Here is a 25,591-nt window from a genome sequence, read left to right as displayed (position 1 = left end):
GACGGAACGCTCTTCCGTAAGACGGAAAGGAGGCGCCGTGTCCCCACTGTCGCGCCGCGACGCCCTACGGCTCGGCGGGCTCGCGCTCCCCGCACTGGCCCTGCCGGGCCTGCTGTCGGCGTGCGGCACCGCCGCCGGTGCCACCGGCAGCGTGCTGCGGGTCGCGCAGACGTCGGACCCCAAGACGCTCGACCCGCAGAAGCAGGGCGACATGACCTCGATGAACGTGCTGACCAACATGTTCGACACGCTCACCACCCGCGGGCCGGACAACCGGCTCGCGCCCGGTCTCGCGCTCGAGTGGTCCTCGCCCGACACGCTCACCTGGCGCTTCAAGCTGCGCCCCGGCGTCAAGTTCCACAACGGCGAGCCGTGCGACGCGAACGCCGTCGCGTTCAGCATCAACCGGCTGCTCGACCCCGCCACGAAGTCGCCGATCGTCGAGCTGCGCTACGTCAAGCGGGCCGTGGCGGTCGACGCGCTGACCGTGGACCTGCGCTGCGCCCAGCCCGACCCGATCATCCCCGCGAAGGTGTCGCTGTTCGGCGGGGTCGCCGTCCCGCCCGGGTACCTCAAGCAGGTCGGCAACGCCGGGTTCGCGAAGCACCCCGTCGGCACCGGCCCGTTCACGTTCGTCGAGTTCCAGCGCGACCACCAGCTGAAGATGCGCGCGAACCCCGCGTACTGGGGCGGCAAGCCGGCCTACGACGAGCTGGTGTTCCTCCCGATGGCCGACGCGTCCTCGGCGCTGGCCTCCCTGCAGAGCGACGAGGTGGACATCGTCGCCAACCTCACCCCGGACGCCGCCCTGCAGCTGAAGGGCTACAAGGGCGTCGCCATCCGGAACTTCCCCGGCATCCGCACGTCGTACCTGTCGCTCGACACCACCAGCGGCCCGCTGCGCGACGTGCGCGTCCGCCGGGCGCTCAACCACGCCGTCGACGTGCCGCTGCTGATCAAGGCGGTGCTCGACGGCAAGGCCCGCGAGGTGCCGACGATGTTCCCGCGCGAGTCGTTCGGCTTCGACCCGTCGATCACGCCGTTCACCCGCGACGTCGGCCTGGCGAAACAGCTGCTCGCCGAGGCGGGATTCCCGGACGGCTTCGACACTTCGCTCACCGCGCAGACCGCCGACGGCAACCTCGCCGAGGCGATCTCCGGTCTGCTCGCCCGCGTCGGCGTCCGCGCGCGCGTGGACCTGGTCGACGCCGGCACGTACAGCAGCCGGCTCACCTCCAGCAACCGCGGCGCCCTCGGCCCGATCTACCTGGCCGCCAGCACCGGCTGGACGCTCGACGCCGAAAGCCTCGTGCAGTCCAACGTCCGCCACGACCGGCGGCAGAGCCGTTGGCACAACCCAGACGCCGACCGTCTGGTCGACGCCGAAGAGCAGTCGCTTGAACCCGCCGACCGGCAGCGGGCCTTCACCGGCCTGCAACAGCTGCTCAAGCAGGAGGCGCCGTTCGTGTTCCTCTACCAGATCGACAGCGTCTGCGCGGTCAACACGCGTCCACAGTGGACACCGGGCGTGGTCGGCGTGCTGAACATGGCGAAGGCGGAGGTGACCTCGTGACCACCGTCGCCCTCACGCGCCGCCCGGCGGCCGGGACCGGCGTGCTGCGCACGGTCGCCGCCAAGGTGCTGACCGCCGTGATCGTGCTGTTCTTCGTGGCCACGGCGGCGTTCTTCCTGGTCCGACTCTCGGGCGACCCGGTGAAGCTGATCCTGCCGCCGGACGCCACCGCGGCGCAGGAGGCCACGCTGCGCGCGAGCCTCGGGCTCGACCGGCCGCTGCTCACCCAGTACCTCGACTACCTCGGCGGCCTGCCGCGGCTGCACCTGGGCACGTCGCTCGTCTACGACCAGCCGGTCGCCGACGTGCTGCTCGCCCGCGTCCCGGCGACGCTGGAGCTGGCCGGCGCGGCCCTGCTGCTGGCCCTGCTGATCGCGATCCCGGCCGGCACGTTCGCCGCGCTGCGCCGGGGCCGCGCGGGCGACACCGGCGTGATGACCGGCGTCCTCGTCGGCCAGTCGACCCCGGCGTTCTGGGTCGGGATCCTGCTGATCCTCGTCTTCGCCGTCCGGCTGCAGGTGCTGCCCGCCTCCGGCTACGGCGGCTTCGAGCACCTGGTGCTGCCGGCGGTGACCCTGGCGGTGTACTCGGTCGCGGTGATCGCGAGGCTGCTGCGGACGTCGCTGATCGACGTGCTCGGCGCCGACTACATCCGCACCGCCCGCGCGAAGGGCCTCGGTACGGGCGGCGTCGTCTTCGCCCACGGCCTGCGCAACGCCGCGCTGCCGGTGGTCACGGTCGTCGGGCTGGAGGTCGGCTCACTGCTCGGCGGGGCGATCCTCACCGAGCAGGTGTTCTCCTGGCCCGGCCTCGGCCGGCTCACCGTGGAGGCCATCCAGAACCGCGACTTCCCGCTCGTGCAGGCCGCGGTGCTGTTCTTCGCCGCCACGTTCGTCGTGGTGAACCTGCTGGTCGACCTGTCCTACACGCTGCTCGACCCGAGGGTGAGGGTGACCGCATGACCGCCATCGCTTTTCCCGCGGCCCGGGCCGCCCGCCCGAACGCCGTGCGTGCCGTCCTGCGCAGCAAGCTCGGCGTCGTCGCGCTCGGCGTGCTGGTCCTGATGGTGCTCGTCGCCCTGTTCGCACCGCTCATCGCGCCCTACGACCCGGGGGCGCAGGACCTGTTGGTGCGGCTGCACCCGCCCGCGTGGGCGGCCGGCGGTGACGCCTCGCACCTGCTCGGCACCGATCAGCTGGGCCGCGACATCCTGTCCCGGCTCTGCTACGGCGCCCGCGTCTCGCTGCTGGTCGGCGCGTGCGCGGCCCTGCTCGCCGGGGTCGTCGGCGCGGCGATCGGCCTGGTCGCCGGGTTCCTCGGCGGCTGGTTCGACCGGATCCTCATGCGGCTGGCCGACATCCAGCTCGCGTTCCCGTCGATCCTGCTGGCCCTGGCCATCGTCGGTTTCCTCGGCTCCGGCCTCTGGTACGTCGTGCTGGTGCTCGGCTTCACCGGCTGGGTGTCCTACGCCCGCGTGATCCGCGCCGAGGTGCTTTCGTTGCGCACCAGGGAGTTCGTCACCGAGGCGCGCGCGATCGGCGTCACCGACCTCACGATCATGCGGCGGCACCTGCTGCCGAACGTCATGGCGCCGCTGGCGACCATCGGCACCCTGCACGTCGCCGCGGCGATCGTGGCGGAGGCGTCCCTGAGCTACCTCGGCCTCGGCGTGCCGAAGCAGACCGTGACCTGGGGCGGCATGCTCGCCGACGGCCAGCTGTACCTCGGCACGTCGTGGTGGGTGGCCGTGTTCCCCGGGATCGCGCTGATGCTCACCGCGCTGTCCGTCAACATCACCGGCGACGTGCTGCGCGACGTCGCGGACCCGAAGGCGTACCGCTCATGAGCCTGCTGGAGATCAACGACCTGCGCGTCGAGTTCCACGTGGACACCGGCGCGGTGACCGCCGTCGACGGCGTGAGCCTGTCGGTGGCCGAAGGGGAGACCCTGGCGCTGGTGGGGGAGTCCGGCAGCGGCAAGACGGCGACGGCGCTGTCGGTTCTGCGGATCAACCCCGAGCCACCCTGCGTCTACGCGGGCGGTTCGGTGCTCCTCGACGGCCGCGATGTGCTGCGGCTGCCCGAAAAAGAGCTGCGCAAGATCCGCGGCAACGACGTCGCCATGGTGTTCCAGGACCCGATGACGAGCCTGAACCCGGTGAAGCGCGTCGGTGCCCAGGTCGCCGAAGTCGTCCGGAAGCACCGGGGCGCTTCGCGGGCCGAGGCGCGCGCGGCGGCCGTCTCCGCGTTGGCGGAAGCCGGGATTCCGGACCCCGAGCGCCGGGCTTCCCAGTACCCGCACCAGCTTTCCGGCGGCCTGCGGCAACGCGTGATGATCGCGATGGCGCTGGTCGGCCGGCCGCGGGTGCTCATCGCCGACGAGCCGACGACGGCGCTGGACGTCACCGTGCAGGCCCAGATCCTCGAGCTGCTGGTGGACCTGCAGCGGCGGCACGGCATGGCGATCCTGCTCATCACCCACGACCTCGGTGTCGTCGCCGAAGTCGCCGACCGGGTCGTGGTCATGAACTCCGGGCGGGTCGTGGAGACCGGCGACGTGGTGCCGCTGTTCGAAGCACCGCGAGAGGACTACACGCGCGAACTGCTGCGTGCGACACCGAAGCTGGAGCGGGTATGACGAACCTGGTCGAGATCCGCGGGCTGCGCAAGGACTACGGCGCGCTGCCCGCGGTGGACGGGGTCGACCTCGACGTCGTCGCGGGCGAAACCCTGGCCGTGGTGGGGGAGTCCGGCAGCGGCAAGACGACCCTCACCCGGCTGCTGCTGCGGCTGGCGGAACCCACCGCGGGCACGGTCCGCTTCGACGGCGACGACCTGTCGGCGCTGCCACCGCGCCGGCTGCGGAAGGTGCGGCGCGAGATGCAGGTGGTGCTGCAGGACCCGTATTCGAGCATGAACCCGCGCTTGCGCGTGACGGAGATCGTGGGCGAGCCGCTGGTGACGCACGACGCGGCCCTGCGCGGACGTCGTGGGCGGGCCCGGGTGCGCGAGCGCGTCGCGGAGCTGCTCGACGCGGTCGGCCTGCCGCCGCAGGTGCAGGACCGCTACCCGCACGAGTTCTCCGGCGGGCAGCGCCAGCGCATCTCCATCGCGCGGGCCCTGGCGCTGGAGCCGCGGCTGGTGGTGCTCGACGAGCCGACCAGCGCGCTCGACGTGTCGGTGCAGGCCCAGGTCCTGGACCTGCTCGCGGGCCTGCAGAAGCGGCTCGACCTGACGTACGTGTTCGTGTCGCACAACCTCGCGGTGGTGCAGCAGATCGCCGACCGGGTCGCGGTGATGCGCGCCGGGAAGATCGTCGAGCTGGCGTCGTCGAAGGAGCTGTTCCGGGCGCCGTCGCACGAGTACACGCGCAGTTTGCTGGACGCGGTGCCCAACCCGGACCCGCGGCTCGCCCGTCGGCGGGTGTCCGGGTGAGCGGGTCAGTGGTGCGAGAGCACGAGACCGGCGCCGCCGAGCAAGGCGACGTCGTCGGCCGGGCCGGGGCTGACCACCACCCGGGGCGGCGCCGCCCCGCTCGCCCACGACGAGTCTTCCCGCAACCGCTCTTCGATGCGCGAGCGGAAGTGTTCGCCGCCGTCGGCGGCCTCGCCGTGCAGGACGAACAGGCCCGGCGCGAACAGCTGCTGGATGTTCACCAGCCCGAGCGCGATGTTGGCGGCGTACTCGTCGAGCAGGGGGTGCCCGGCCAGCTCGCGCACCGAGTCCGCGGCCAGGCCGCGCCGCGAAGCCTCGGCGCGCAGCCACGGCGTCGTCGCGACGGTCTTCCAGCAGCCCCGCGCGCCACAGGTGCAGGGGCGGCCGCTCGCGGCGACCGTCATGTGCGCGCCGCTGCGGCCGCCCGGCGGGGCCAGTACCTCGCCGCCGTAGAGGATCCCCACGCCCAGCACCTCGCCGGTGGAGACGGACGCGAACGCGGTACGGCCGCGGCCTTCGCCGAACCAGCGGTCGCCCAGGACCTGCAGCCGCGCCCGGTGCTCGACGTGGACCGGCGCACCGGCCACAGTGGACAGGACGTCGGCCACCGGATATCCGTGCAGTGCGGGCACTTCGTTGACCTCGATGATCACGCCCGCCTCGGCGTCGACCAGCCCGGCCGCGGCCACGCCGACGCCGACCGGCCGGGTGGGGAACCGCGCGACCGCGGCCAAGGCCGCGTCGATCTCGGCCCGGTCGGCGGTGCCGCGCGGGTACGTCGCTTCCGCGCGCCACACGACCGCGCCGGACAGCTCGACCAGCGCCGCCCGGACCCGGCCGGGCAGCAGTTCGACGGCACCCAGCAGCGGGCCGCCGGCCTCGGTCGCGGCCGGCGCCGGGACCAGCCGCAGGGCCGGGCGTTCGCCGGTGCTCATGCGGCCACGATGCCACGACCGGCGACGAGAGGGGAGACCAGATGCCCGAACTGACGGGGATGACCTGGCAAGAGGTGCGCTCGGCGGGCCGGACGGCGATCGCCGTGCTGCCGATCGGCTCGCAGGAACAGCACGCCGGCCACCTGCCGATGGGCACCGACACGATGCTCGCCGAGGCCGTCACCGACCGTGCGCTGGCACGTCTCGGCGGCGGACCGGCCGTGGTGCGGCTGCCCGCGTTACCGTTCGGCCACAGCCCGCACCACCTGTTCGCCGCCGCGGTGTCGCTGCGCGCGGCGACGCTGCAAGCCGTGCTCGCCGACGTCCTGGACTCCCTGGCCACCAGCGGGTTCCGGCGCGTCCTCGTGGTCAACGGCCACGGCGGCAACGACGAGATCATGCGCCTCGCGGTCAAGGAATACGCGCTGCGGGCCGACGTCGCCCTGGGCGCGTGCTCCTACTTCTCGCTCGGCGAGCACACCGGGTCACCCGGGCACGCGGGCCACTACGAGACGTCGCTGATGCTCGCCGCGCACCCGGACCTCGTCCGCCCGCGCGAGTCGCGGCCCGACGTGACACCACCGCCGCTGTTCGCCGAGCCGCCGTACCCGGGCCTGACCGCCGAACGCCACGGCGAATGGGCCCGCGCCGGCGGCAGCACCGACGACGCACGCGAAGCGACCGCCGAGGGCGGCGCCGACCTGCTCGAAGACCGGGCGACCGCGCTGGCGGACGCGATCCGCGCGTTCGACGCGGCCACCCGCGCAACCCACGCCGAAGGGGAGGCATGAAGATCACCGAAGTCGACGCCTGGGTCGTGAACCTGCCGTTGACCAACCCGTTCACCAGCTCGTTCGAGACCAAGACGGGCGAGACCCGCACGGTGGTGCGGCTGCGCACCGACACCGGCGTGACCGGCTGGGGCGAGACCATGTGGGGCCGCCCGGTCGCCGAGCTGGTCCGCAAGCTCGGCGCGGAGCTGATCGGCCGGAGCCCGTTCGAGCTGGAGGCCTTCCACCGGCGCCACCACATGGTGCCGTTCTTCCACGGCTACCTCGGCTACGCGGCGCTGGCCGCTCTCGACGTCGCGTGCTGGGACCTGATGGGGCACGTCACCGGCCAGTCCGTGACCGACCTGCTCGGCGGCCGGGTCCGCGACGAGGTGCCGATCACCGCGCTCGTCACGCGCGCCGACGCCCCCGGCGCGTCGGGCCGCGAACTGGCCCAGGGGCTCGCCGAACACGCGGCGAAGGTGGTGGCGCAGGGCGGGTTCACGGCGGTGAAGCTCAAGGGCACCACGGACGTCCGCGGCGATGTCGCGATCATGCGCGAGCTGCGGCGCGCCCTGCCGGACGTCGAGCTGCGCGTCGACCCGAACGCGGCGTGGTCGGTCCCCGACTCGATCCGCGCCGGGCTGGCGCTGGAGGAGCTGGACCTGGAGTACCTCGAGGACCCCTGCGTCGGCATCGAGGGGATGGCCCAGGTGCGCGCGAAGGTCCGGATCCCGTTGTGCACCAACATGTGCGTGGTCCGCTTCGAGGAGTTCGCCCCGGCGGTCCGCCTCGGCGCGGTCGACGTGATCCACGGTGACGTCTACAAGTGGGGCGGCATCGCGGCGACGAAGGCACTGGCCGCGCACTGCGAGACGTTCGGCCTCGGGATGAACCTGCACAGTGGCGGCGAGCTCGGCATCGCAACGGCGGCGCACCTGGCGGTGGTGGCGAGCACCCCGGTGCTCTCCCGGGCGATCGACAGCATGTACTACCTGCACGAGGACGACATCGTCGAGCCGCTGGAGCTGACCGGTGGCCGGCTGCGCGTGCCGTCCGGGCCGGGGCTGGGCGTGACGGTGGACGAAGACAAGCTGGCTCATTACGCCGGCCGCAATGAGCGGGAAGGTGATTTGACGGGCTGAGCGACGACGCACCCGGCAGGCCGTCCGCGATGCGCGGGCGGCCTGCCTGTTTTCCCGCGCCTCTCGACCCTCGGCCTTGACAGAGGCCCACCCGAGCCTCCATGGTTAGTTACATGAGTAATGAACCGACGGACCGCCCCGTGCGGTGGTCGGCGTGAAGGACGACGGACGGCCGCTGTTCCTGCAGATCGCCGAGCAGATCGAGAGCTCGATCGTCGACGGCAGCCTGGCCGCGGACACGCAGGTGCCCTCCACCAACGAGCTCGCGGCCTTCCACCGGATCAACCCGGCGACCGCGGCCAAGGGCATCAACCAGCTCGTCGCCGACGGGATCCTCTACAAGAGACGAGGCATCGGCATGTTCGTCGCCACGGACGCCCGCGCGCAGCTGCTGGAGCGGCGGCGCCGGGACTTCACGCGGCAGTTCCTCGCGCCCCTGATGGCGGAGGCGAGCCAGCTCGGCATGGGCGCCGAGGAGATCAAGAAGCTGATCGACGTCTGGGAGCCGCAGCGATGAACGTGGTCCGCACCACCGGGGTGAGCAAACGCTACGGCCCGCTCGCCGCGCTCGACGGGGTGAGCGTGGAGCTGGCCGAAAACACGATCCACGGCCTGCTGGGCCGCAACGGCGCCGGCAAGACCACGCTGATGCGGATCCTCACCGGACAGGCCTTCGCCACCGGCGGCACGGTGGAGGTCTTCGGGCAGCACCCCTACGAGAACGCCGACGTGCTTTCGCGGGTCTGCTTCATCAAGGAAAGCCAGCACTACCCGGAGAAGTTCCGGGTGAAGCACGCGCTGCGGGCCGCGGAACTGCTCTACCCGAACTGGGACGACGCCTACGCCGCGGCGCTGCTAAACGACTTCGCCGTCCCGGCCGGCGGGCGGATCAGCAAGCTGTCGCGCGGCCAGCTCTCCGCGGTCGGGGTGATCATCGGGCTGGCGTCGCGGGCGCCGCTGACCCTGTTCGACGAGCCCTACCTCGGCCTCGACGCCGTCGCGCGCCAGCTGTTCTACGACCGGCTGCTCGCCGACTACACCGGGTACCCGCGCACGATCGTGCTCTCCACGCACCTGATCGACGAGGTCAGCGACCTGATCGAACACGTCGTGCTGCTCGACCGGGGCCGCGTGCTCATCGACACCGACGCCGAGTCGCTGCGCGGTGAGGCCGTCGCGGTGACCGGGCCCGCCGAGGCCGTCGAGCGCTTCGCCGCCGGCCACGAGGAACTGCACCGCGAGCGGATCGGCGGCTCCCTGCGCGTCACCCTCACCGGTGCCCGGGACCGGTACGAGCCCGGGCTGGACTTCGAGCCGGTTTCGTTGCAGCAGCTGGTCGTCCGCACCACCCAAGGCCGCGGCGGGCCGGTCGCCGCCGGGAAGGAATCCCGATGAAACGCGTGCTCGACGTCGCGCGGATCCAGCTGGTCAACTGGCCGGTCCTGCTCGCCTACCCGCTGGCCATGCTGGCCGCGATGCCGCTGCTGGGCTGGGGCATCGACGTCTCCAACGGCGCGGGCGCGCTGGGCGCGCACGAGATCTACCTGCTGCCGGCGCTGTGGGGCGTGGTCGCCCCCGCGCACCTGCAGTCGATGACACAGGTGTTCCCCTTCTCGCTGGGCCTCGGCGTGACCCGCCGGACGTTCGCCGCGGCCACCGCGCTGGTCGTCCTCGGGCAGGCCCTGCTCCTCGGGCTCGTGATGGTGGCGCTCGACGTCGTCGAGCGGTCGACCGGCGGCTGGGGCCGGGAGGCGCGGATCTTCGGGCCGGCGGCGCTGGGCGAGCACGGCCCGCCGGCGCTGTGGTTCGTCTACAGTGGACCGTTGGTCGCGGTGTCGGCGATCGGGGTGCTGGCGGGCGTGGTGTTCCAGCGCTGGCGCCAGACCGGGATCTACCTGGCCCTCGCCGGTGCCGTCGCGCTGATCGCCGGGATCAAGGTCCTGGTGGCGAAGCGGAGCTGGTGGCCCGCGATCGGCGACTTCCTCGGCGGCCAGCCGTCGTTCGCGCTGTTCACCGCTTACCCGGTGGCATTGGCGCTGGCCCTCGGCGGCGCGGCGTGGCTGGTGCTGCGACGCGCGACCGCCTGAAGGGTCAGTCCTGGGTCGCGTGGCGCGCCAGGTCCTCGACGGCGGAGGCGGTCGCCGAGACGACGCCGGCCGTCTCCGCGGACAAGCCGTGCCGCTGCGCGATCCAGCCGACCTCGTTGTAGGTGACCTGGGCCTGGCCGTGCTCGTCCTCCCAGACGAGGAACTTCAGCGGCAGGTCGAGGCCGGCGACCTGGTTCTCCTGCATGAGGAGGGTGCCGCCGCGGGGGTTGCCGAAGATGAGCAGGAACGTCGGCCGCAGGGGCAGGTCGACCTCGCGCGCGTTGCGGGCGTGGTCGACCCGGGCGAACACCACGAGCCCGGCCGCCGTGATGGCCTGCTCGAGCCGTTCGACGGTCGTGTCCACCGGCCACTTGCTCGGAACGGTCACCAAGCCTTGCTGGTCCACGCTTCCTCCTCCGTTCTGACCAGCGTAGCGGTCGCCTGACCCGGAGCCGGGCCGCGCCACGGTGGCGCGGCCCGGCACCCGTCAGGCCCCGCGCACCCCGGCCGCGAGCTGCTCCGTCAGCCGCTCGAGCGCCACCGTCCCCTCGGCCCGGTCGCGCGCGTCGAGGAGTGTCTCCACCAACGCCGAGCCGACGATCACGCCGTCCGCGAACCCGGCGACCTCGGCGGCCTGGCCGGCGTCCGCGATCCCCATGCCGACGCAGACCGGCAGCTCGGTGACCGCGCGGAGGCGGCGCGTCAAGACGCCGGCCGCCTCGTCCACCGATGCCCGCGTTCCCGTGACACCCATCAGCGCGGCCGCGTAGACGAACCCGGACCCGGCCGCGGCGGTCTCCGCCAGCTGGGCGTCCGTGCTGCTCGGCGCGACCACGAACACCGTGGCCAGCCCGTGCTCGGCCGCCTGCCGGCACCACGACGCGGACTCGGCCACCGGCAGGTCCGGCAGCACGCAGCCCGAGCCGCCGGCCTCGGCCAGCTCGCGGGCGAACCGCTCGACGCCGTAGCGGGACACCGGGTTCCAGTACGACATCACCAGCACCGGCTTGCCCGTGGCGGCGTGGACTTCGCGCACCGTGCGCAGGACACCGGCGATCCGGACGCCGCCGCGCAGCGCGATGTCGTCGGCCGTCTGGATGACCGGGCCGTCCAGCACCGGATCGCTGTGGGGCAGGCCGACTTCGGCGATGTCCGCGCCGGCGTCGAGGGTCGCCCGGAGTGCGGCGATCCCGCCGTCGACGGTGGGGAACCCGGCGGGCAGGTAGGTGACGAGTGCGGCCCGCCCGGCCGCCTTCGTCCGGGCGAGTGTCTCGGTGAGCAGCCGCAGGCTCATCGCGCGCCCTCCAGTCCGAAGTGGACGGCGGCGGTGTCGAGGTCCTTGTCGCCGCGGCCGGAGAGGTTCACCAGGAGGAGGGCGTCCGGGCCGAGCTCGGCGCCGACTTCCAGGGCGCCGGCCAGCGCGTGCGCGCTCTCGATCGCCGGGACGATGCCCTCGGTCGAGGCGAGCAGCCGGAACGCGTGCATCGCCTCGTCGTCGGTGACCGGACGGTAGCCGGCGCGGCCGGAGTCGTGCAGGTGCGCGTGTTCCGGTCCGACGCCGGGGTAGTCGAGCCCGGCCGAGATCGACCAGGCTTCGAGGATCTGGCCTTCGTCGTCCTGCAGGACGTAGGAGCGGGAGCCGTGCAGGACACCGGGTTCGCCCGCCGACGGCGACGCCGCGTGCTTCCCGCTCCGCACGCCGTGCCCGGCGGCTTCGCAGCCGATCAAGCGCACGCCGGGGTCGTCGAGGAACGCGTGGAACAGGCCGATCGCGTTGGACCCGCCGCCGACGCAAGCGATTGCGGCGTCCGGCAGCCGTCCGGTCCGATCGAGGAGCTGGCGGCGCGCTTCGACGCCGATGACGCGCTGGAAGTCGCGGATCATGGCGGGGAACGGGTGCGGCCCGGCGACCGTGCCGAACAGGTAGTGCGTGTCGTCGACGTGGGCGACCCAGTCGCGGAACGTCTCGTTGATGGCGTCCTTCAGGGTGCGCGATCCCGACGTCACCGGCACGACCTCGGCGCCGAGCAGCTCCATCCGCGCCACGTTGACCGCCTGGCGGCGCATGTCCGTCTCTCCCATGTAGACGGTGCAGGCCAGGCCGGTCAGCGCGCACGCGGTGGCGGTCGCGACGCCGTGCGAGCCCGCGCCGGTCTCGGCGATGACACGGGTCTTGCCCATCCGCAGGGCCAGCAGCGCCTGGCCGAGCGCGTTGTTGACCTTGTGCGAGCCGGTGTGGTTCAGGTCTTCGCGCTTGAGGAACACCCGCGCGCCGCCGGCGTGCGCGGCGAAGCGCGGCACCTCGGTGAGTGCGCTCGGCCGCCCGACGTAGTGGGCGAGCAGGTCCTCGAACCGCGCGACGAAGGCGGGATCCGCTTTCGCCCGTTCGTATTCGGCGGCGACCTGGTCGACGGCGGCGACGAGCGCCTGGGGGACGAACCGGCCGCCGAAGGCGCCGAAGTACCCCTCGGCGGTGGGCAGGGTTCCCGGCGCGGCCGGGAAGAAGAAGGCGTGCTTCATGGCAGATGTGCTCCTGACCCGGGGAGTCCTGGGTGGGTTCGTGGCTGGTCGGGGATCACCGGAGCGCACGAACACGCGGGATCACCGGGGGAAGAACTCCCTCAGCGAACCCACGCGACGCGCGGCGCACGCTGCCATCGCATCCCGTCGACCTGGCCCGCCTCGGAGCCGATCGCGTACCGCACCCGGCGTCCGCGCACGCGCCGGGCGGGCGCCTGGCAGCCACGCGGCCGGCGGCCACGGGCGAAGCGGACGGTGAGGGGCACGACGTCACCTTAACTCGCGGCCGCCGGGTCCCGGCAAGAATTTCGGGTCACCGGTGACGGAGGTCGCCGTCCTCCTCGGATGGCTGGTCAGCGGATGTCCTCGACGATCCGGCCGCGCTGCAGCACGAGCTGGACCTGATCGGGGTCGTCGAAGACGAGTGGGTCCGCCAGCGGGTCGCTCCCGAACACGACCAAGTCGGCGAGCTTGCCGACCACTCTCGGCCCCGGCCGGGGCCAATCGACATCCGTTGACCGCTGCGCGCCCGGATCGCGACAGGTGTCGGGCGACGGCAGGCGCCGCCGCCCGCACACTGGGACGCCGGGAGCACAGGGAGGACGAAGACGATGAGCTCGGAAGTCAGCGCGGACGTCGTGGTGATCGGCGCCGGCGTGATCGGATCGGCGATCGCGCTCGAACTGGCCAGGGCGGGCCGCCGCGTCGTGGTGGTGGACCGTGCGAGCGGGGCCGGGCAGGGCTCGACGAGCGCGTCGAGTGCCGTGGTGCGGTACAACTTCTCCACCTTCGCGGGGGTGGCCGCCGCGTGGGAGTCGCACTTCTGCTGGTCGGCGTGGGCCGAGCACCTCGGCCACGACGTCGGCGACCTGGCCCGGTTCGAACGCAGTGGCCTGGTCGTGCTCGACGTCGCGGCCGCCCCGAGGGCCGCCTGGCTGCCGCTGTTCGACGAAGCCGGCGTGCGCTACGAGGAGTGGGACAGCGCGACCCTCGCCGAACGCGTCCCGGGGATCGACCCCGGCCGGTTCTGGCCGCCCAAGCGCATCGACGACGACGCTTTCGGGGCCGACGCCACCGAGACGCTCGGCGGGGTCCACACCCCCGACGCCGGGTACATCACCGACCCGCAGCTCGCCGCACAGAACCTGGCGTCGGCGGCCGCGAAGGAAGGCGCGGGGTTCCGGTTCCGCGCCACGGTGTCCGGAGTGGAGTCCCGCGGCGGCCGGGTGAGCGCGGTGGTCCTCGCCGACGGCACGAAGATCTCCGCACCGGTCGTCGTCAACGCCGCCGGACCGTGGTCGGGCAAGCTCAACGCCCTGGCCGGGGTCGGGGCGGACTTCACGATCGGCGTGCGGCCGCTGCGGCAGGAGGTCGCCCACGTGCTCGCGCCCGAGGGCTACCACCCGGCCGGCGGGGTGGGCCCGTCGGTGGCGGACATGGATCTCGGCACTTACTTCCGCGGCGAGGTCGGCGGCGGCCTGCTCGTCGGCGGCACCGAGCCGGAATGCGACCCGCTGCAGTGGCTCGACGACCCCGACGACGCCCAGCCGAACCCGACCATGGCGGTGTTCGAAGCCCAGGTGACGCGGGCGGCGCGCCGGCTGCCCGGGCTGCGGGTGCCCAACCGGGCGCGCGGCGTCGTCGGCGTGTACGACGCCGCCGACGACTGGACGCCGATCTACGACCGCACGGAGCTGCCGGGGTTCTACGTCGCGATGGGCACCAGCGGCAACCAGTTCAAGAACGCCCCCGTCGTCGGCCGGCTCATGGCCACGCTGATCGACCAGGTCGAGTCGGGTGCCGACCACGACACCGATCCGGTGAAGTACCAGGGGGTGCACACGGGCCTGGAGATCGACCTCGGCGCGTTCTCCCGCAGGCGCGCGCGCAACACCGGCAGCTCGGGCACGGTGATGGGCTGAGCGGTTACCGTGGACGGCAGCCGGGAAGGGGGCGCCGTGGCCGACCGCGATCTCCAGTCCATCGTGGACGAACTCGCCGAGCGCCTGCGGCGGTCGGTCGCGATCGACGACCCCGCCATCCGCCTGCTCGCCGCCAGCCGCCACTTCGGGGACGAGGACGCCCTGCGGGTCAGCTCGGTCATGAACCGGTCGGTGGCACCGGAGATCGTCGACCACATCCTCGCCGAGGGCATCGCCCGCTGGGTCGCGCCCGGCGTCGTCGACGTCGAGGGCGCGGCGCCGAGGCTGTGCGCACCGGTGCGCTGCAACGGCATGCTGCTCGGGTACCTGTGGCTGATCGACAAGGACGGGACGTTCACCGACCACGAGATGGCGGCCGCCGGCGAGGCCGCCGCCACCGCCGGCGCGATGCTGCTGCGCCGGCTGCTGCTCCACGAACGCTCGAAGGCGCGGCAGGAAGGCATCCTGCGCGAGCTCGTCTCGGGCGACCTCGCGGTGCGCGCGCAGGCGATCGACGACCTGCGTGCCGAACAGCTCTTCGGGGACGAGCGAACCTGCTTCACCGTGCTCGCCGTGCAATGCCCGGCTTCGCGGTCCATCGCCGCGCCGCAAGAGGTGGCGTTCGAGGCGGCGGTCGAAGACGGCGTCCGCGCGGTCGCCGACGACGTCGCGCTGATGGCGGCGAACCGGTCGCGCGCCTGGATCCTGCTGGTGCAGCGGGTCCCGCCGTCCCGCGGCCTGGTCGAGGCGATCGCCGAGCGGATCACCACCCGCTTCCGGCGGCTCGGCGACGAGGCCGCCCGGCCGGTTTTCGGGCTCGGCGGCACCGTCACGACGCTCGGCGAGGTTGTCACGTCCTACCAGCAGGCGCTGCTGGCCGCGCGTGCGGCGTTGCTGCTGCCCGGCATCGGCGAACTCGCCCGTTGGGGCGAACTGGGTCCGTACGAACTCCTGCTGAAGCTCCCGGCCGAAGACCTCCTCGACGCGTCTTCGGTGCCGGCGCTCGCGGCGGTGGAGCGGGAGGACACCCACAACGTGCTGATCGCGACGCTGACCGACTTCTTCGACCACGGCGGGAACATCCAGCGCACCGCCGACTCCCTGCGGATCCACCGCGCCACGCTGTACCAGCGGCTCAAGCGGATCGAGCAGATCACCGGGTGCAGCCTGGACTCCGGCGACGACCGGCTCATGCTGCACCTCGGGCTCAAGCTGCGGGTCATCGCCGCCGCGTACCGCGACCACCCGGGCTCCTGAGGATCGACGAACGTCGTCTTCCCGTCCCGCCGGACGCGACATCCGGCGCTGGAGGGCGACCGCACACTCCCGGAGACGAAGGGCGCCAGCCTGCGCGCTTGACGGCCCGGACGTCATGAACGACTCGTTCATGACGCCGGACGCCTATGCGCCGAGGACCGAGCCGATCAACTCGGCCCTCGGCGCCGGAAAATCGGCACTTGACAAGCCCGCGACCGCCGTTCAATCTCTCTAATTAACCGTACGGTACATACCTGACCGGTTAGTTACTTGGACTGCACCGGCGCACCCGCGGAGGAGATTGACGTGACCGATCGTCCGGATGACGCAGTATCGGACAACGCAGTATCGGACAACGCAGCCCCGCCCGTGGGCCGGCCCGCCAAGGCCGCCTTGGCCGCGTGGATCGGCAGCGCGCTCGAGTACTACGACTTCTTCATCTACGGCACGGCGGCCGCGCTGGTCTTCAACAAGATCTTCTTCCCGGCCTCCTCGCCGGCGACGGGCACGCTGCTGGCCCTGTCGACCTTCGGCGTCGGCTACGTGTCGCGGCCGCTCGGGGCGCTGCTGCTCGGGCACCTGGGGGACAAGTTCGGCCGCAAGCGGGTGCTGCTGATCACCTTGCTGCTGATGGGACTGTCCACTGTGCTCGTCGGCTGCCTGCCGGGCTACGGGACGCTGGGCGTGGCCGCGCCGATCCTGCTGGTCGCGCTGCGGTTGCTGCAGGGCCTGTCCGCCGGCGGGGAGCAGGCCAGCGCGAACTCCATGAGCCTCGAACACGCCCCCGAACACCGGCGCGCCTACTACACGAGCTTCACGCTCAGCGGCACCCAGGCCGGGCAGATCCTGGCGACCGCGGTGTTCCTGCCGGTGGCCGCGTTGCCGCAGGAAGAGCTGCTGTCCTGGGGCTGGCGGGTCCCGTTCTGGCTCAGCGCCGTCGTGGTGCTGGTGGGCTACTACATCCGCCGCTCGCTGGACGAGACGCCGGTGTTCCAGGAAGAGGTCGCGAGCGGCGAAGTGGCGAAGCTGCCGCTGGCCGTGCTGCTGCGTGACCACTGGGCCGACGTCCTGCGCGTGGTCGTGGCCGCGTTGATCGCTTCCGTCAGCACGATCTTCACCGTCTACGCGCTCAGCTACGCCGTGAACACCGTGGGGCTGAACAAGACCCCGATGCTGTGGGTCGGCGTGCTGGCCAACGTCGCGGCCGTGATCTCGATCCCGTTGTGGGCCAAGTTCTCCGACCGCTTCGGGCGCAAGCGGATCTTCATGGCCGGGTCGCTGGGCTGCGCGATCCTGATCTTCCCGTACCTGGGCGCCATCGCGGCCGGCAGCTACCTCTGGATCTTCGTCGTCGGCATCGGGATGTTCGGCATCGTCTACACCGCCACCAGCGCCGTGTGGCCGTCGTTCTACGGCGAGATGTTCCCCGCGCGGGTGCGCTTGTCGGGCACCGCGATCGGGACCCAGATCGGGTTCGCGATCAGCGGGTTCCTGCCCACCATCGCGGTCGGGGTCACCGGAACGGGCCGGGGCGCGTGGCTGGGCGTCGCCGTCTTCACCGCCGCCTTGTGCCTGGTCAACATCATCGCCGTGGCCACCGGGAAGGAAACCTACCGGGTGCCGACCGCGCGGCTGGGCCTCGAGGACCCGGTTCGGAGCGAGGTCGGCGTGCCGCGGTGAGCGAATTCGAGGTCTACGCGCTCGGCTACGGCCGGCGCATCGGGTACCGCGGTGAGCACTTCCTCGGCTACGACCGGGATTCCGCGGAACCCCACCCGACCGCCTACTACGTCTGGCTGGCGGTGTCGCCGGAGCACACGGTGCTCGTCGACGCGGGCATCCGGGCGGAGCGGGCGCGGGAGGTGGACGGGCTCGAGTACGTCGAGCCCGTCAGGCTGCTCGCCGACCTCGGCGTCGCCCCGGAGACGGTCGGGCACGTCGTCCTCACGCACCTGCACTACGACCACTGCGGCACCGTCGCCGAGTTCCCGCGAGCGCGGTTCGTGGTCCAGCAGTCCGAAATGGACTACTGGACCGGCCCGTGGGCGAAGCGGATCGAGCGGGAGCGGTGGCTGCTCGACGAAGTGGCCCTCGACCACGTGCGGGCCGGGCCGGTCGACCTGGTCGAGGGCGACGCCGAGGTCGTGCCCGGGCTGAGCGTGCACCTGGTCGGCGGGCACACCGCCGGGATGCAGGTCGTCCGCGTCGAAACCGCGGCCGGCGCGGTGGTCCTGGCGTCGGACGCCAGTCACTTCCACGAGAACATCGAGGACGATCGCCCGGCGCCGCTGCTGCACTCGACGACCGGCGTCTACGGCGCCTTCGACCGGGTCAGGGAACTCGCCGGAGCCGGCCTGGTGGTGCCGGGGCACGATCCGGCCGTGCTCGCCCGGTACCCGCCGGTGGCGGACCGGATCGTGCGGCTCAGCGCGTCGTCAGGTAGCTGACGAGCAGGTCGGCGACCATGCGCCGGTGGTGGTCGCGGAAGGCGGGGTCGAGCATGTCGCGGTCGAAGATGGCGTTGAACGTGTAGCGGTTCGCGGTCCGGAACACGCAGAACGCGCTGATGGCCATGTGCACGTCGAGCGCGTCGACGTCGTCGCGGAACTGCCCGGCTTCGCGGCCGCGCGCGAGGATGCGGGTGAGCACGTCGAGAGCCGGGTTCGCCAGGTTCGACAGCGCGGTCGACCGGGCGATGTGCTCGGCGCGGTGGATGTTCTCGATGCTGACCAGCCGCACGAAGTCCGGGTGGGACTCGTGGTGGTCGAACGTGAGCCCGGCGAGCTGCCGGATCGCCTCGGCGGGGTCGAGGTGGTCGACGTCGAGGTCCTGTTCGAGGGAGCGGATGACCGTGTAGGCCCGTTCGAGCACCTCGACGAACAGCTGATCCTTGTTGGTGAAGTAGTAGTAGATCATCCGCTTCGTGGTGCGGGTCTTCGCGGCGATCTCGTCCACCCGGGCGCCGTCGAAGCCCTTCTCGGCGAACTCGCGGGCGGCGGTGTCGAGGATCTCGGCGCGCGTGCGGTCCGCGTCGCGGATGCGCCCGGGTCCGCCGCTGGCCACTGCGTCCGACGATGGTGCTGCCACGGACTTCCTTCCTCGCTTCAGCTGATGTGCCCACTGTAGGACGTCGCCGCGGATCCGGGCCCTTCACGGCGGCGACACCATGAGGTACAAATAACGTACTGGTTCGTACATTACGGGAGTGCTCGTGACCTTGTCTTCAGCCGCCGACGCGATCCGCGCGCACGCCGCGCGGGCGACCCCGGACACGGTGCTCACCGGACTGATCGGCGCGGGCATCGGGCCGTCGCTGAGCCCGCCGCTGCACGAAACCGAAGCGCGCCGGCTCGGGCTGGACCTGGTCTACACCCGCATCGACCTCGACGACCTCGGCGTGCCGGCCACCGCCGTCGGTCCGCTGCTGACCGCGGCTGGCGAAGCCGGGTACCGCGGGCTGAACATCACGCACCCGTGCAAGCAGGTCGTGCTGGAGCATCTGGACGAGCTGTCCCCGGAGGCCGCCGCGCTGGCCGCGGTCAACACCGTCGTGTTCGAGGACGGCCGCGCGGTCGGGCACAACACCGACTGGTCCGGCTTCGCGCGAGGACTCCGCACCGGACTCCCCGACGTCGAACTCGGCTCGGTCGTACTGCTCGGCGCGGGCGGCGCCGGGGCCGCGGTGGCCCACGGCCTGCTCACGGCCGGGGCGGGCCGGGTCCGGGTCTTCGACCTCGACGCCGGCCGCGCCGTGGAGCTCGCCGCCGCCCTCGCCGGCCGGTTCGGGGCCGAGCGTGCGTCAGCCGGAACGGACCTCGCGACGGCGGTGGCCGCTGCGGACGGGCTCGTGCACGCCACCCCGACCGGCATGGCCGCCCACCCGGGCCTCCCGGTGCCGGCCGAGCTGCTGCGCCCGGACCTGTGGATCGCCGAGGTGGTCTACCGCCCGCTCGAAACCGAGCTGGTCCGCGCCGCGCGCGCCGCCGGGGCCCGGGTGCTCGACGGCGGCCGCATGGCGGTGTTCCAGGCCGCCGAAGCCTTCGGCCTGTTCACCGGTACCGAACCCGATGCCGCGCGGATGCTGCGCCACTTCGCCGTCCTCACCACTTCTCCGGAAAGGCAGCCCGCCGATGTCCTCGACTGAAGCCCGCCGTTCGATCGCCACGGTCTGCTTGTCCGGGACCCTGGAGGACAAGCTCACCGCGGCCGCCCGGGCCGGCTTCGACGGGGTGGAGATCTTCGAGAACGACCTCGTCGCCTCGTCGTGGTCGGCGAAGGAGATCAGCGAGCACTGCGCCGAGCTGGGCCTGTCGATCGACCTGTACCAGCCGTTCCGGGACTTCGAGGCGGTGCCGCCGGACGTGCTCGCGAGGAACCTCCGGCGTGCGGAGCTGAAGTTCGACGTCATGGACCAGCTCGGCGCCGGCACGATGCTGGTGTGCTCGTCGGTGTCGCCGGACGCGGTCGACGACGACGATCTCGCCGCCGAGCAGCTGCACCTGCTCGCCGAACGCGCCGCCGCGCGGGGCATCCGGATCGCCTACGAAGCGCTGGCGTGGGGCCGGTTCGTCAACACCTACGAGCACTCGTGGCGCATCGTGCGCCGCGCCGCCCACCCCGCGCTCGGGCTGTGCCTGGACAGCTTCCACATCCTGTCGCGCGGCAGCGACCCGGCCGCGATCCGCACGATCCCCGGGGAGAAGCTGTTCTTCCTGCAGCTGGCCGACGCGCCGCGGCTGCAGATGGACGTCCTGCAGTGGAGCAGGCACCACCGGCTCTTCCCCGGCCAGGGCGCGTTCGACCTGACCGCGTTCACCGGGCACGTGCTGGCGGCCGGTTACCGCGGGCCGCTGTCGCTCGAGGTGTTCAACGACGTCTTCCGCCAGGCCGACCCGGGACCGGCGGCGGTCGACGCGATGCGGTCGCTGCTCGGCCTGCAGGAAACGCTCGGGTTCGTGGACCTGCCGCCCGCCCCGGCGCTCGCCGGGCACGCGTTCGTCGAGCTGGCGGTCGACGGCGAAACGGAACCCGGACTGGCGGACGCGTTGCGGGGACTCGGTTTCGCCGAAACGGGTCACCACCGCTCGAAGCCCGTCCGGTTGTGGCGGCAGGGGGACGCGCGGATCCTGCTCAACGGTTCCGGTGCCGGGGGCGCGTCGGTGGGTGCGGTCGCCGTCGAGAGCGCCGACCCGGTCGCGTCCGCCCGGCGTGCGCAGCGGCTGCTCGCCCCGATCTTGCCGCGCAGCCACCGCGCGGACGAGGCGGACCTGTCGGCGATCGCGGCGCCCGACGGGACGTCGGTCTTCTTCTGCCGCACCGGCGCCGACACCGCGGACAGCTGGCTCGGCGACTTCACGGAGACCCCGGCGGCGGGGGAGGCGGCCGGGGTGACCGGGATCGACCACCTGGCCCTGACCCAGCCGTTCGACCACTTCGACGAGGCGGCGCTGTTCTACCGGGCGGTCCTCGGCTTGGAGCCGGAGCCGGTGACGGAGTTCGCGGCGCCGTTCGGCCTGGTGCGCAGCCGCACGGTGGCCGACCCGTCCGGCCGGGTCCGCATCGCGCTCGAGTCGGCCCTGCTGCGGCGGGGCGAGTGGGCGCCGGGGGTGCGGGAGCCGCAACGGGTCGCGTTGACCACCGGCGACGCGCTGGCGAGCGCACGCCGGATGCGCGAGCTCGGGGCACCGCTGCTCGAGATCCCCGGCAACTACTACGACGACCTCGACGCCCGGCTGGCTCCGGATCCCTCCCTGCTGACGGCTTTGCGGCAGCAGTCGGTGCTCTACGACCGCGACGAGCGTGGTGAGCTGCTGCACTTCTTCACCGTGGTGCTCGGCGGCCGCGTGTTTTTCGAGGTGGTGCAACGCATCGGCGGTTACGCGGGGGATGGCGCCGCGAACTCACCGGTGCGGATGGCGGCCCATCGCAGGCAGCGCGAGGCGACGAGGCGCGACGCCCAGATGGTCAGCCGGGCGGCCAGCGGTGGGCGGCGAGGTCGGCCAGCGGGGTGTTGACCAGCTGACGGCGACGTGCCGGCGTGAGCCCTTCGTAGGCCGGGAGCATGTCGGTCTCGATCCACTTCCACCGGTCCGCGAACACCGTGATGTCCCCACCCGGCACGACTTCCCGGAACGGTTTCCCGCCGGGGATCGGCGACAGCGCGTCGGCGGACATGCGCTTCGGGATCTGGTCGAAGTCCGGGATGTCGCGGATCGACGCGTAGAACGGCGCCAGCACCACTTCCTGCTCGCGCCGCAGCAGCGCCCGGTTGCCCCGCCGGACCCGGCCGGGATCGCCGGAGGCGATGTCCCGCCAGGCATCGATCAAACCGGCGGGAGAAGCCGCCTCCAGCGCCGGCAGGCCGCCTTCCACGAAAGCCTGGTGCTGCCAGGCCAGGTCGTCGAAGATCGCCCGCTGTCCGACGAGCAGCTTCACCTGCACGGTCGAGGCGTAGCCGATGAGGATGTCGGCCGAGACGACCTGGTCGGCCGTCATCGCGGCGGCGTCCATGGTCGCCTGGGTGACGGTCAGCCCGCGGTACACCTGACCACCGGCCAGCTTCGCCATCCCGGCCCACAAGAGCTTTTCGTCGTGGTTGAACAACCCCATGTCGTAGGCGTAGACCCGCTCGACGATCGGCTTGGTGGCGGTGAACCCCGCGTCCGGGTCCCACCGCGCCGGGTCGATCCCGGCGGACCGCAGCGCGCGTTGCCGCCAGTCCGCCACCGATCGGGCCGGCGCCGCGGAGACCACCGGGGGCGGCGCGGCCGGAGCGGGCGCGGGAGGGGCCGCCAGCAGCGGGTGCACGATGCTCGTGCGGATGACCTGCCATTCCCGGGCCAGGGCGGCCTCCCCGCGCCGGATCGCCCGCCCCCGCAGCTCGGGGTGGCGCGTGTGGAAGACGACGTCGGTCAGCCAGCCCTCGTCCCGCCGCCCTCCGGCGACGAGCAGGCGGACGGCCTCCTCCGCGTGCCCGGCCCGGATCGCCGCCCGCGCCCCGGCCGGCAGGCGCAGCAGGGTGTCCGCCCAGCTCTCCAGCTCACCCGCCACGGAGAACGCGGCGGTCACGGGGTCCTGCCCGATGCCGGGACCTGCGCGCGGATGGCGGCGATCTTCTGCGCGAAGTCGCTGTTCTTGAGGTGCGCCGCCGACTCGTACTCGAAGTCGGCGCCGACCAGGGGCGGCGCCGCGGGCAGCGCGCCCTGGGCGATCCGCGCCGCGCCGTGCTCGTCGATGAGCCAGGGGTCCGCGGTGAAGTTCCGTTTTCGCAGCGGGGCATCCGCCCACCACAGCGTCGAGGGGCCCCACCAGCCCCGGCCGGCCGCGGCGTGCTGCACCGTCGTCGCCACCGCCACGGGTTGCGCACCGGCGGCCTGCAGCAGCTGCTTGAACTGCTGCGTGATCGCCGCGTCGGAGCCACCGTCGGCGCGGAAGGCGGCGTCGGCGACCAGCGTGCCGAAGAGATTGGACGGCAGGTCTTCCGGCGAGAACGCCGAGTTGTCCATGCCCGGGCCGGCGACGCCGAAAGTCGCGATCTCGTGTTCGACCGAGTCGACGTACGCCAGCTGCCGCGCGAGGGCGAGCCGTCGTTCGAGCGGTACCTCGTGGAGCAGGCGCGCCGAACCGTGGAACAGCTGGACGGTCGTGCCCGCGGTCGCCTGGTTCTGCAGCTGCGTCAGCGCCCACAGCGTCACGTCCGCGGTCTCGCGGGCGTGGCCGAGATCGACGAAGCCGAGTTTGCGCGTGTAGACCTCCCCGAGCGGCTCGCCCGGGGCGGCCCCGTGCGTGCCGAGGCCCGCGAGGTCGAGGACAGCGGGACCGAAGAGCAGGCAACACGCGCGCCCGGGCGGTCTTCCCCGCGGCACCAGCCGGTCGAGCCCGGTCTTCTTCAGGCGGAGGAAGGGGCGCACGATCCGGTCCCTGATCCGGGTCCACCGGTCCTTGAACTCGGGAGGATCGTTCTTCGTGATCTTCGCGGCGGTGCCCGGGAACGCCCGGTAGCCGATGTCCGTGAGCTTGTTCTCGTCGCGCTCACCACCGGTGAACGCGGCGTGCACGGCGTTCGTCGCCAGGACATCGCTCACGAGAGCGCCGAACATGCCCCCCTCGCCTTCGAGCCGCTCCACCGGATCGCCGGCGAGCCGTGGCCGGACCTCCTCGTCGTGGATGGCCCGCCACTCCTCCGCCAGCGCGGGTTCGTCCGGCCCGATCGACCGGCCGCCGAGCTCGCGGTGCCGGGCGTGGAAGACGAGGTCGGTCAGCCACCGCTCGTCCCGGACCCCGCTGTCGACGAGCAGGCGCACAGCTCGCGTCTGCTCTTCCCGGTCGAACGCCGCCCGGACTTGCTGGGGTGCCTGGGCCAGCTCGGTGGCCCACAGCAGGAGCTCGCCCTCGACGGAGAACGGACCCGGGTCCGCCTCCTCGTGCGCCACCGGCTCGGCCTCGGGCACCTCGGGAGCGGCCGCGAACGGGCTGATCAGCTCGCCCGCCCACCGCCGCTCCGGCTCCTCGGCGAGCGGGCCGCCCGGCTCGTCGTGCCATTCGGGCTCGTAACCCGAGTCCTCTCCCTCCGCCAGCGGATCGGGCGGTGTCCACGCCCAGGTCGTCTGGCTCTCGGCCGGCACGGCGCTCACCCCTTCAAGGCCGGGGCCGAGCCGTTCAGCGGTGCCATCGCGGCCGGCGACGCCGCCGGCACCGGCACCCGCAGCGGCTGCCCGCCGGTCGGCAGGGCACGCGCGGGGCTTTCCTTGACCCGTTCGCCGGTGGCCGACTGCCAGTTGTTGATCGTGTCGAGGACGTCCCTGAAGATGTTCGTCCCGCCGGTGAACAGCGTGGCCGCGGTCGTTTCGGTGTCGAACAGCCCGAGCTCGATCCCGCGCAGCAGCGTCGACATCGGTTCGGCCAGGTCGAACAGCTCCCGGGAGCGCAACGCCGGCGTGATCCCCACCTTCTGGCCCAGCGCTCCCAGCCGGTCGGCCGAGCTGCTCGCTTGCGCCTGCAGGTCGACGATCAGCGACGTGTCGCTGTCCACGGTCAGGTGGAACCAGTTCAGCATCGCGACGTAGGCGAACTCTTCGCGGGCGAGAGCGCCGCCGCGGCGGCGGTTGCCGAGCAGGTCCTTGAGCGCACGGGAAAGCAGGGCGATGTAGCTCGGGTCGGTCGGGTTGGCGCCGCTGTTGTTGGCCCGGTTCTCCACGCCGATCCAGATCTGCCGGAGCAGCTCGCTCCACTTCTGCCGGAAGTCGTGGTTCACCGGACCGGTCAGTTCTTTCCAGTCGGACAGCGGCCCCGAGCCGGCCCACAGCGGCGGCACCGCGTGCGCGAGGTCGAGCCCGAACATCCGCCAGTAGGCGTTGCGGCGGTTGGTCCGGTCGAACGGGCGGACCTGGCTGAGCACGCTCGCCACCGAGAAGGTCGGCAGGTCGCGGAAGAACAGCTGCTCGGTGGCCCGCAGCCAGGCGATGCTGTCCGGCGAAAGGACTCCCATCGTCTCGCCGACGACGAGCCGCCGGACCACTTCGGCGAAGATCTCGACGATGCCGGTGCTCTCCAGGACGTAGGCGTAGGCGAGGTGGTGCCACAGCAGCGGCGGGCAGAACAGTTCGTTCGGCCGGCCGCTCCACTCGAACGGCCCGGTGGTGTTGACGCCGGACGGCGCGAGGAAGGCGTCGAGCCCGTCGGTCGAGAAGAACGGGTCGTCGCCCGGCTGGGTCGGCAGGTCCAGCGCGTCGAGCACGGTGTCGTCGAAGAACCGGGCGAAGAAGACCAGGTCCTTTTCCCCGGACGGATCGGGGATCTGGGGCGTTCTTCGCGCCGAATCCCAGATTTCGTCGAGGAGGGAAGCGATCTGCGTCGGGTGGAGGCGGAACACGCGCTGCGCCCCGAGTTCGGCGTTCTGGTTGCCGAGTGCTTTGGCCAGTGGAAAGAACATGATGGTTTCTCCCGTTG

The 25,591-nt window shown here is 72.4% G+C and carries 25 protein-coding genes; 16 read left to right on the top strand and 9 right to left on the bottom strand.

The features are described 5' to 3' along the window. Positions 1–37: 37 nt before the first annotated feature. The 5 genes from AB0M59_RS26850 to AB0M59_RS26830 are packed head-to-tail and all read left to right on the top strand — an operon-like array spanning position 38 to position 5,007. A complete protein-coding gene (locus AB0M59_RS26850) occupies positions 38–1,573 on the top strand; it encodes an ABC transporter substrate-binding protein (RefSeq protein ID WP_364619994.1) in 1,536 nt (511 codons plus the stop codon). Further along, on the top strand, positions 1,570–2,535 hold the full coding sequence (locus AB0M59_RS26845; protein ID WP_364619991.1) for an ABC transporter permease: 966 nt from the start codon (positions 1,570–1,572) through the stop codon (positions 2,533–2,535). The genes AB0M59_RS26850 and AB0M59_RS26845 overlap by 4 nt, the downstream gene beginning before the upstream one ends. Continuing rightward, entirely contained in the window at positions 2,532–3,419 is an 888-nt protein-coding gene (locus AB0M59_RS26840) for an ABC transporter permease (protein WP_364619989.1), read from the top strand. The genes AB0M59_RS26845 and AB0M59_RS26840 overlap by 4 nt, the downstream gene beginning before the upstream one ends. Next, complete coding sequence (locus AB0M59_RS26835) at positions 3,416–4,210, top strand: ABC transporter ATP-binding protein (RefSeq protein ID WP_364619986.1); 795 nt, start codon at positions 3,416–3,418, stop codon at positions 4,208–4,210. Before AB0M59_RS26840 ends, AB0M59_RS26835 begins: the two co-directional genes overlap by 4 nt. Continuing rightward, positions 4,207–5,007: an ATP-binding cassette domain-containing protein gene (locus AB0M59_RS26830; protein ID WP_364619983.1), complete on the top strand. Its 801-nt coding sequence runs from the start codon at positions 4,207–4,209 to the stop codon at positions 5,005–5,007. Before AB0M59_RS26835 ends, AB0M59_RS26830 begins: the two co-directional genes overlap by 4 nt. 5 nt (positions 5,008–5,012) lie before the next feature. Here the strand turns inward: AB0M59_RS26830 and AB0M59_RS26825 are convergent, their stop codons facing one another. Next, the gene (locus tag AB0M59_RS26825; RefSeq protein WP_364619981.1) at positions 5,013–5,942 is read right to left on the bottom strand and encodes an ROK family protein; all 930 of its coding nucleotides are present in this window, start codon (positions 5,940–5,942) and stop codon (positions 5,013–5,015) included. 41 nt (positions 5,943–5,983) lie between these two features. Between AB0M59_RS26825 and AB0M59_RS26820 the strand changes: the two genes are divergently transcribed. The 5 genes from AB0M59_RS26820 to AB0M59_RS26800 all read left to right on the top strand — a co-directional run bounded on the left by AB0M59_RS26820 (position 5,984) and on the right by AB0M59_RS26800 (position 9,944). Then, positions 5,984–6,733 (top strand): creatininase family protein, encoded by a 750-nt coding sequence (locus AB0M59_RS26820; protein WP_364619979.1) that lies wholly within the window; start codon positions 5,984–5,986, stop codon positions 6,731–6,733. Continuing rightward, a complete protein-coding gene (locus tag AB0M59_RS26815; protein WP_364619977.1) occupies positions 6,730–7,857 on the top strand; it encodes an enolase C-terminal domain-like protein in 1,128 nt (375 codons plus the stop codon). The genes AB0M59_RS26820 and AB0M59_RS26815 overlap by 4 nt, the downstream gene beginning before the upstream one ends. Before the next feature lie 145 nt (positions 7,858–8,002). Beyond that, on the top strand, positions 8,003–8,374 hold the full coding sequence (locus AB0M59_RS26810; protein ID WP_364619974.1) for a GntR family transcriptional regulator: 372 nt from the start codon (positions 8,003–8,005) through the stop codon (positions 8,372–8,374). Continuing rightward, positions 8,371–9,252, top strand: coding sequence for an ABC transporter ATP-binding protein (locus tag AB0M59_RS26805; protein WP_364619971.1), 882 nt, complete (start codon positions 8,371–8,373; stop codon positions 9,250–9,252). The genes AB0M59_RS26810 and AB0M59_RS26805 overlap by 4 nt, the downstream gene beginning before the upstream one ends. Beyond that, on the top strand, positions 9,249–9,944 hold the full coding sequence (locus AB0M59_RS26800) for a hypothetical protein (RefSeq protein ID WP_364619968.1): 696 nt from the start codon (positions 9,249–9,251) through the stop codon (positions 9,942–9,944). The genes AB0M59_RS26805 and AB0M59_RS26800 overlap by 4 nt, the downstream gene beginning before the upstream one ends. Positions 9,945–9,948: 4 nt before the next feature. Here the strand turns inward: AB0M59_RS26800 and AB0M59_RS26795 are convergent, their stop codons facing one another. The 4 genes from AB0M59_RS26795 to AB0M59_RS26780 all read right to left on the bottom strand — a co-directional run bounded on the left by AB0M59_RS26795 (position 9,949) and on the right by AB0M59_RS26780 (position 12,730). Continuing rightward, a complete protein-coding gene (locus tag AB0M59_RS26795) occupies positions 9,949–10,350 on the bottom strand; it encodes a DUF302 domain-containing protein (protein ID WP_364619965.1) in 402 nt (133 codons plus the stop codon). 81 nt (positions 10,351–10,431) lie between these two features. After that, the gene (gene trpA / locus AB0M59_RS26790) at positions 10,432–11,238 is read right to left on the bottom strand and encodes a tryptophan synthase subunit alpha (RefSeq protein ID WP_364619963.1); all 807 of its coding nucleotides are present in this window, start codon (positions 11,236–11,238) and stop codon (positions 10,432–10,434) included. Beyond that, positions 11,235–12,464, bottom strand: a complete 1,230-nt coding sequence (gene trpB / locus AB0M59_RS26785; protein WP_364619961.1) for a tryptophan synthase subunit beta — start codon at positions 12,462–12,464, stop codon at positions 11,235–11,237. The genes trpA and trpB overlap by 4 nt, the downstream gene beginning before the upstream one ends. 101 nt (positions 12,465–12,565) lie before the next feature. After that, complete coding sequence (locus AB0M59_RS26780) at positions 12,566–12,730, bottom strand: hypothetical protein (protein WP_364619959.1); 165 nt, start codon at positions 12,728–12,730, stop codon at positions 12,566–12,568. Positions 12,731–13,075: 345 nt separating this feature from the next. Here AB0M59_RS26780 and AB0M59_RS26775 point away from each other — a divergent pair, with 345 nt between their 5' ends. The 4 genes from AB0M59_RS26775 to AB0M59_RS26760 all read left to right on the top strand — a co-directional run bounded on the left by AB0M59_RS26775 (position 13,076) and on the right by AB0M59_RS26760 (position 18,090). Next, positions 13,076–14,386, top strand: coding sequence for an FAD-dependent oxidoreductase (locus AB0M59_RS26775; RefSeq protein ID WP_364619956.1), 1,311 nt, complete (start codon positions 13,076–13,078; stop codon positions 14,384–14,386). A gap of 36 nt (positions 14,387–14,422) precedes the next feature. Next, positions 14,423–15,643 carry a helix-turn-helix domain-containing protein gene (locus tag AB0M59_RS26770; protein ID WP_364619953.1) on the top strand — a complete coding sequence of 407 codons (1,221 nt, stop codon included), beginning with the start codon at positions 14,423–14,425 and terminating at the stop codon, positions 15,641–15,643. 369 nt (positions 15,644–16,012) lie between these two features. Beyond that, positions 16,013–17,323, top strand: coding sequence for an MFS transporter (locus tag AB0M59_RS26765; protein WP_364620264.1), 1,311 nt, complete (start codon positions 16,013–16,015; stop codon positions 17,321–17,323). Continuing rightward, the gene (locus AB0M59_RS26760; protein WP_364619950.1) at positions 17,320–18,090 is read left to right on the top strand and encodes an N-acyl homoserine lactonase family protein; all 771 of its coding nucleotides are present in this window, start codon (positions 17,320–17,322) and stop codon (positions 18,088–18,090) included. The genes AB0M59_RS26765 and AB0M59_RS26760 overlap by 4 nt, the downstream gene beginning before the upstream one ends. Here the strand turns inward: AB0M59_RS26760 and AB0M59_RS26755 are convergent. Next, positions 18,068–18,730, bottom strand: a complete 663-nt coding sequence (locus AB0M59_RS26755) for a TetR/AcrR family transcriptional regulator (RefSeq protein ID WP_364619947.1) — start codon at positions 18,728–18,730, stop codon at positions 18,068–18,070. The genes AB0M59_RS26760 and AB0M59_RS26755 overlap by 23 nt on opposite strands. 130 nt (positions 18,731–18,860) lie before the next feature. On the opposite strand from AB0M59_RS26755, the gene AB0M59_RS26750 reads away from it, so the two are divergent. Together AB0M59_RS26750 and AB0M59_RS26745 are read left to right on the top strand one after the other, a co-directional pair. Beyond that, positions 18,861–19,787 carry a shikimate dehydrogenase gene (locus tag AB0M59_RS26750; RefSeq protein WP_364620261.1) on the top strand — a complete coding sequence of 309 codons (927 nt, stop codon included), beginning with the start codon at positions 18,861–18,863 and terminating at the stop codon, positions 19,785–19,787. After that, positions 19,774–21,657: a TIM barrel protein gene (locus tag AB0M59_RS26745; RefSeq protein ID WP_364619945.1), complete on the top strand. Its 1,884-nt coding sequence runs from the start codon at positions 19,774–19,776 to the stop codon at positions 21,655–21,657. Before AB0M59_RS26750 ends, AB0M59_RS26745 begins: the two co-directional genes overlap by 14 nt. Here the strand turns inward: AB0M59_RS26745 and AB0M59_RS26740 are convergent. From AB0M59_RS26740 to AB0M59_RS26730, 3 genes are read right to left on the bottom strand one after another with little or no spacing between them, the layout of a single operon-like run. After that, positions 21,608–22,711, bottom strand: a complete 1,104-nt coding sequence (locus tag AB0M59_RS26740; protein WP_364619943.1) for a hypothetical protein — start codon at positions 22,709–22,711, stop codon at positions 21,608–21,610. The two genes, AB0M59_RS26745 and AB0M59_RS26740, sit on opposite strands and share 50 nt — an antisense overlap. Then, positions 22,708–24,267 (bottom strand): DUF4056 domain-containing protein, encoded by a 1,560-nt coding sequence (locus tag AB0M59_RS26735; RefSeq protein WP_364619941.1) that lies wholly within the window; start codon positions 24,265–24,267, stop codon positions 22,708–22,710. Before AB0M59_RS26735 ends, AB0M59_RS26740 begins: the two co-directional genes overlap by 4 nt. A 5-nt stretch (positions 24,268–24,272) precedes the next feature. After that, positions 24,273–25,574, bottom strand: coding sequence for a hypothetical protein (locus AB0M59_RS26730; RefSeq protein ID WP_364619938.1), 1,302 nt, complete (start codon positions 25,572–25,574; stop codon positions 24,273–24,275). Positions 25,575–25,591: the final 17 nt, after the last annotated feature.

The organism is Amycolatopsis sp. NPDC051371 (assembly GCF_040682155.1).
GTDB lineage: Bacteria > Actinomycetota > Actinomycetes > Mycobacteriales > Pseudonocardiaceae > Amycolatopsis.
This window is presented reverse-complemented; position numbering and strand designations above follow the sequence as displayed.

Excerpts from the sequence above, each read along its gene's own strand:
- AB0M59_RS26745 (WP_364619945.1), top strand. The coding sequence starts at position 19,774 with ATGTCCTCGACTGAAGCCCGCCGTTCGATCGCCACGGTCTGCTTGTCC.
- trpA (WP_364619963.1), bottom strand. The coding sequence starts at position 11,238 with ATGAGCCTGCGGCTGCTCACCGAGACACTCGCCCGGACGAAGGCGGCC.
- trpB (WP_364619961.1), bottom strand. The coding sequence starts at position 12,464 with ATGAAGCACGCCTTCTTCTTCCCGGCCGCGCCGGGAACCCTGCCCACC.
- AB0M59_RS26805 (WP_364619971.1), top strand. The coding sequence starts at position 8,371 with ATGAACGTGGTCCGCACCACCGGGGTGAGCAAACGCTACGGCCCGCTC.
- AB0M59_RS26730 (WP_364619938.1), bottom strand. The coding sequence starts at position 25,574 with ATGTTCTTTCCACTGGCCAAAGCACTCGGCAACCAGAACGCCGAACTC.
- AB0M59_RS26835 (WP_364619986.1), top strand. The coding sequence starts at position 3,416 with ATGAGCCTGCTGGAGATCAACGACCTGCGCGTCGAGTTCCACGTGGAC.
- AB0M59_RS26820 (WP_364619979.1), top strand. The coding sequence starts at position 5,984 with ATGCCCGAACTGACGGGGATGACCTGGCAAGAGGTGCGCTCGGCGGGC.
- AB0M59_RS26800 (WP_364619968.1), top strand. The coding sequence starts at position 9,249 with ATGAAACGCGTGCTCGACGTCGCGCGGATCCAGCTGGTCAACTGGCCG.
- AB0M59_RS26825 (WP_364619981.1), bottom strand. The coding sequence starts at position 5,942 with ATGAGCACCGGCGAACGCCCGGCCCTGCGGCTGGTCCCGGCGCCGGCC.
- AB0M59_RS26840 (WP_364619989.1), top strand. The coding sequence starts at position 2,532 with ATGACCGCCATCGCTTTTCCCGCGGCCCGGGCCGCCCGCCCGAACGCC.
- AB0M59_RS26830 (WP_364619983.1), top strand. The coding sequence starts at position 4,207 with ATGACGAACCTGGTCGAGATCCGCGGGCTGCGCAAGGACTACGGCGCG.
- AB0M59_RS26775 (WP_364619956.1), top strand. The coding sequence starts at position 13,076 with ATGAGCTCGGAAGTCAGCGCGGACGTCGTGGTGATCGGCGCCGGCGTG.
- AB0M59_RS26815 (WP_364619977.1), top strand. The coding sequence starts at position 6,730 with ATGAAGATCACCGAAGTCGACGCCTGGGTCGTGAACCTGCCGTTGACC.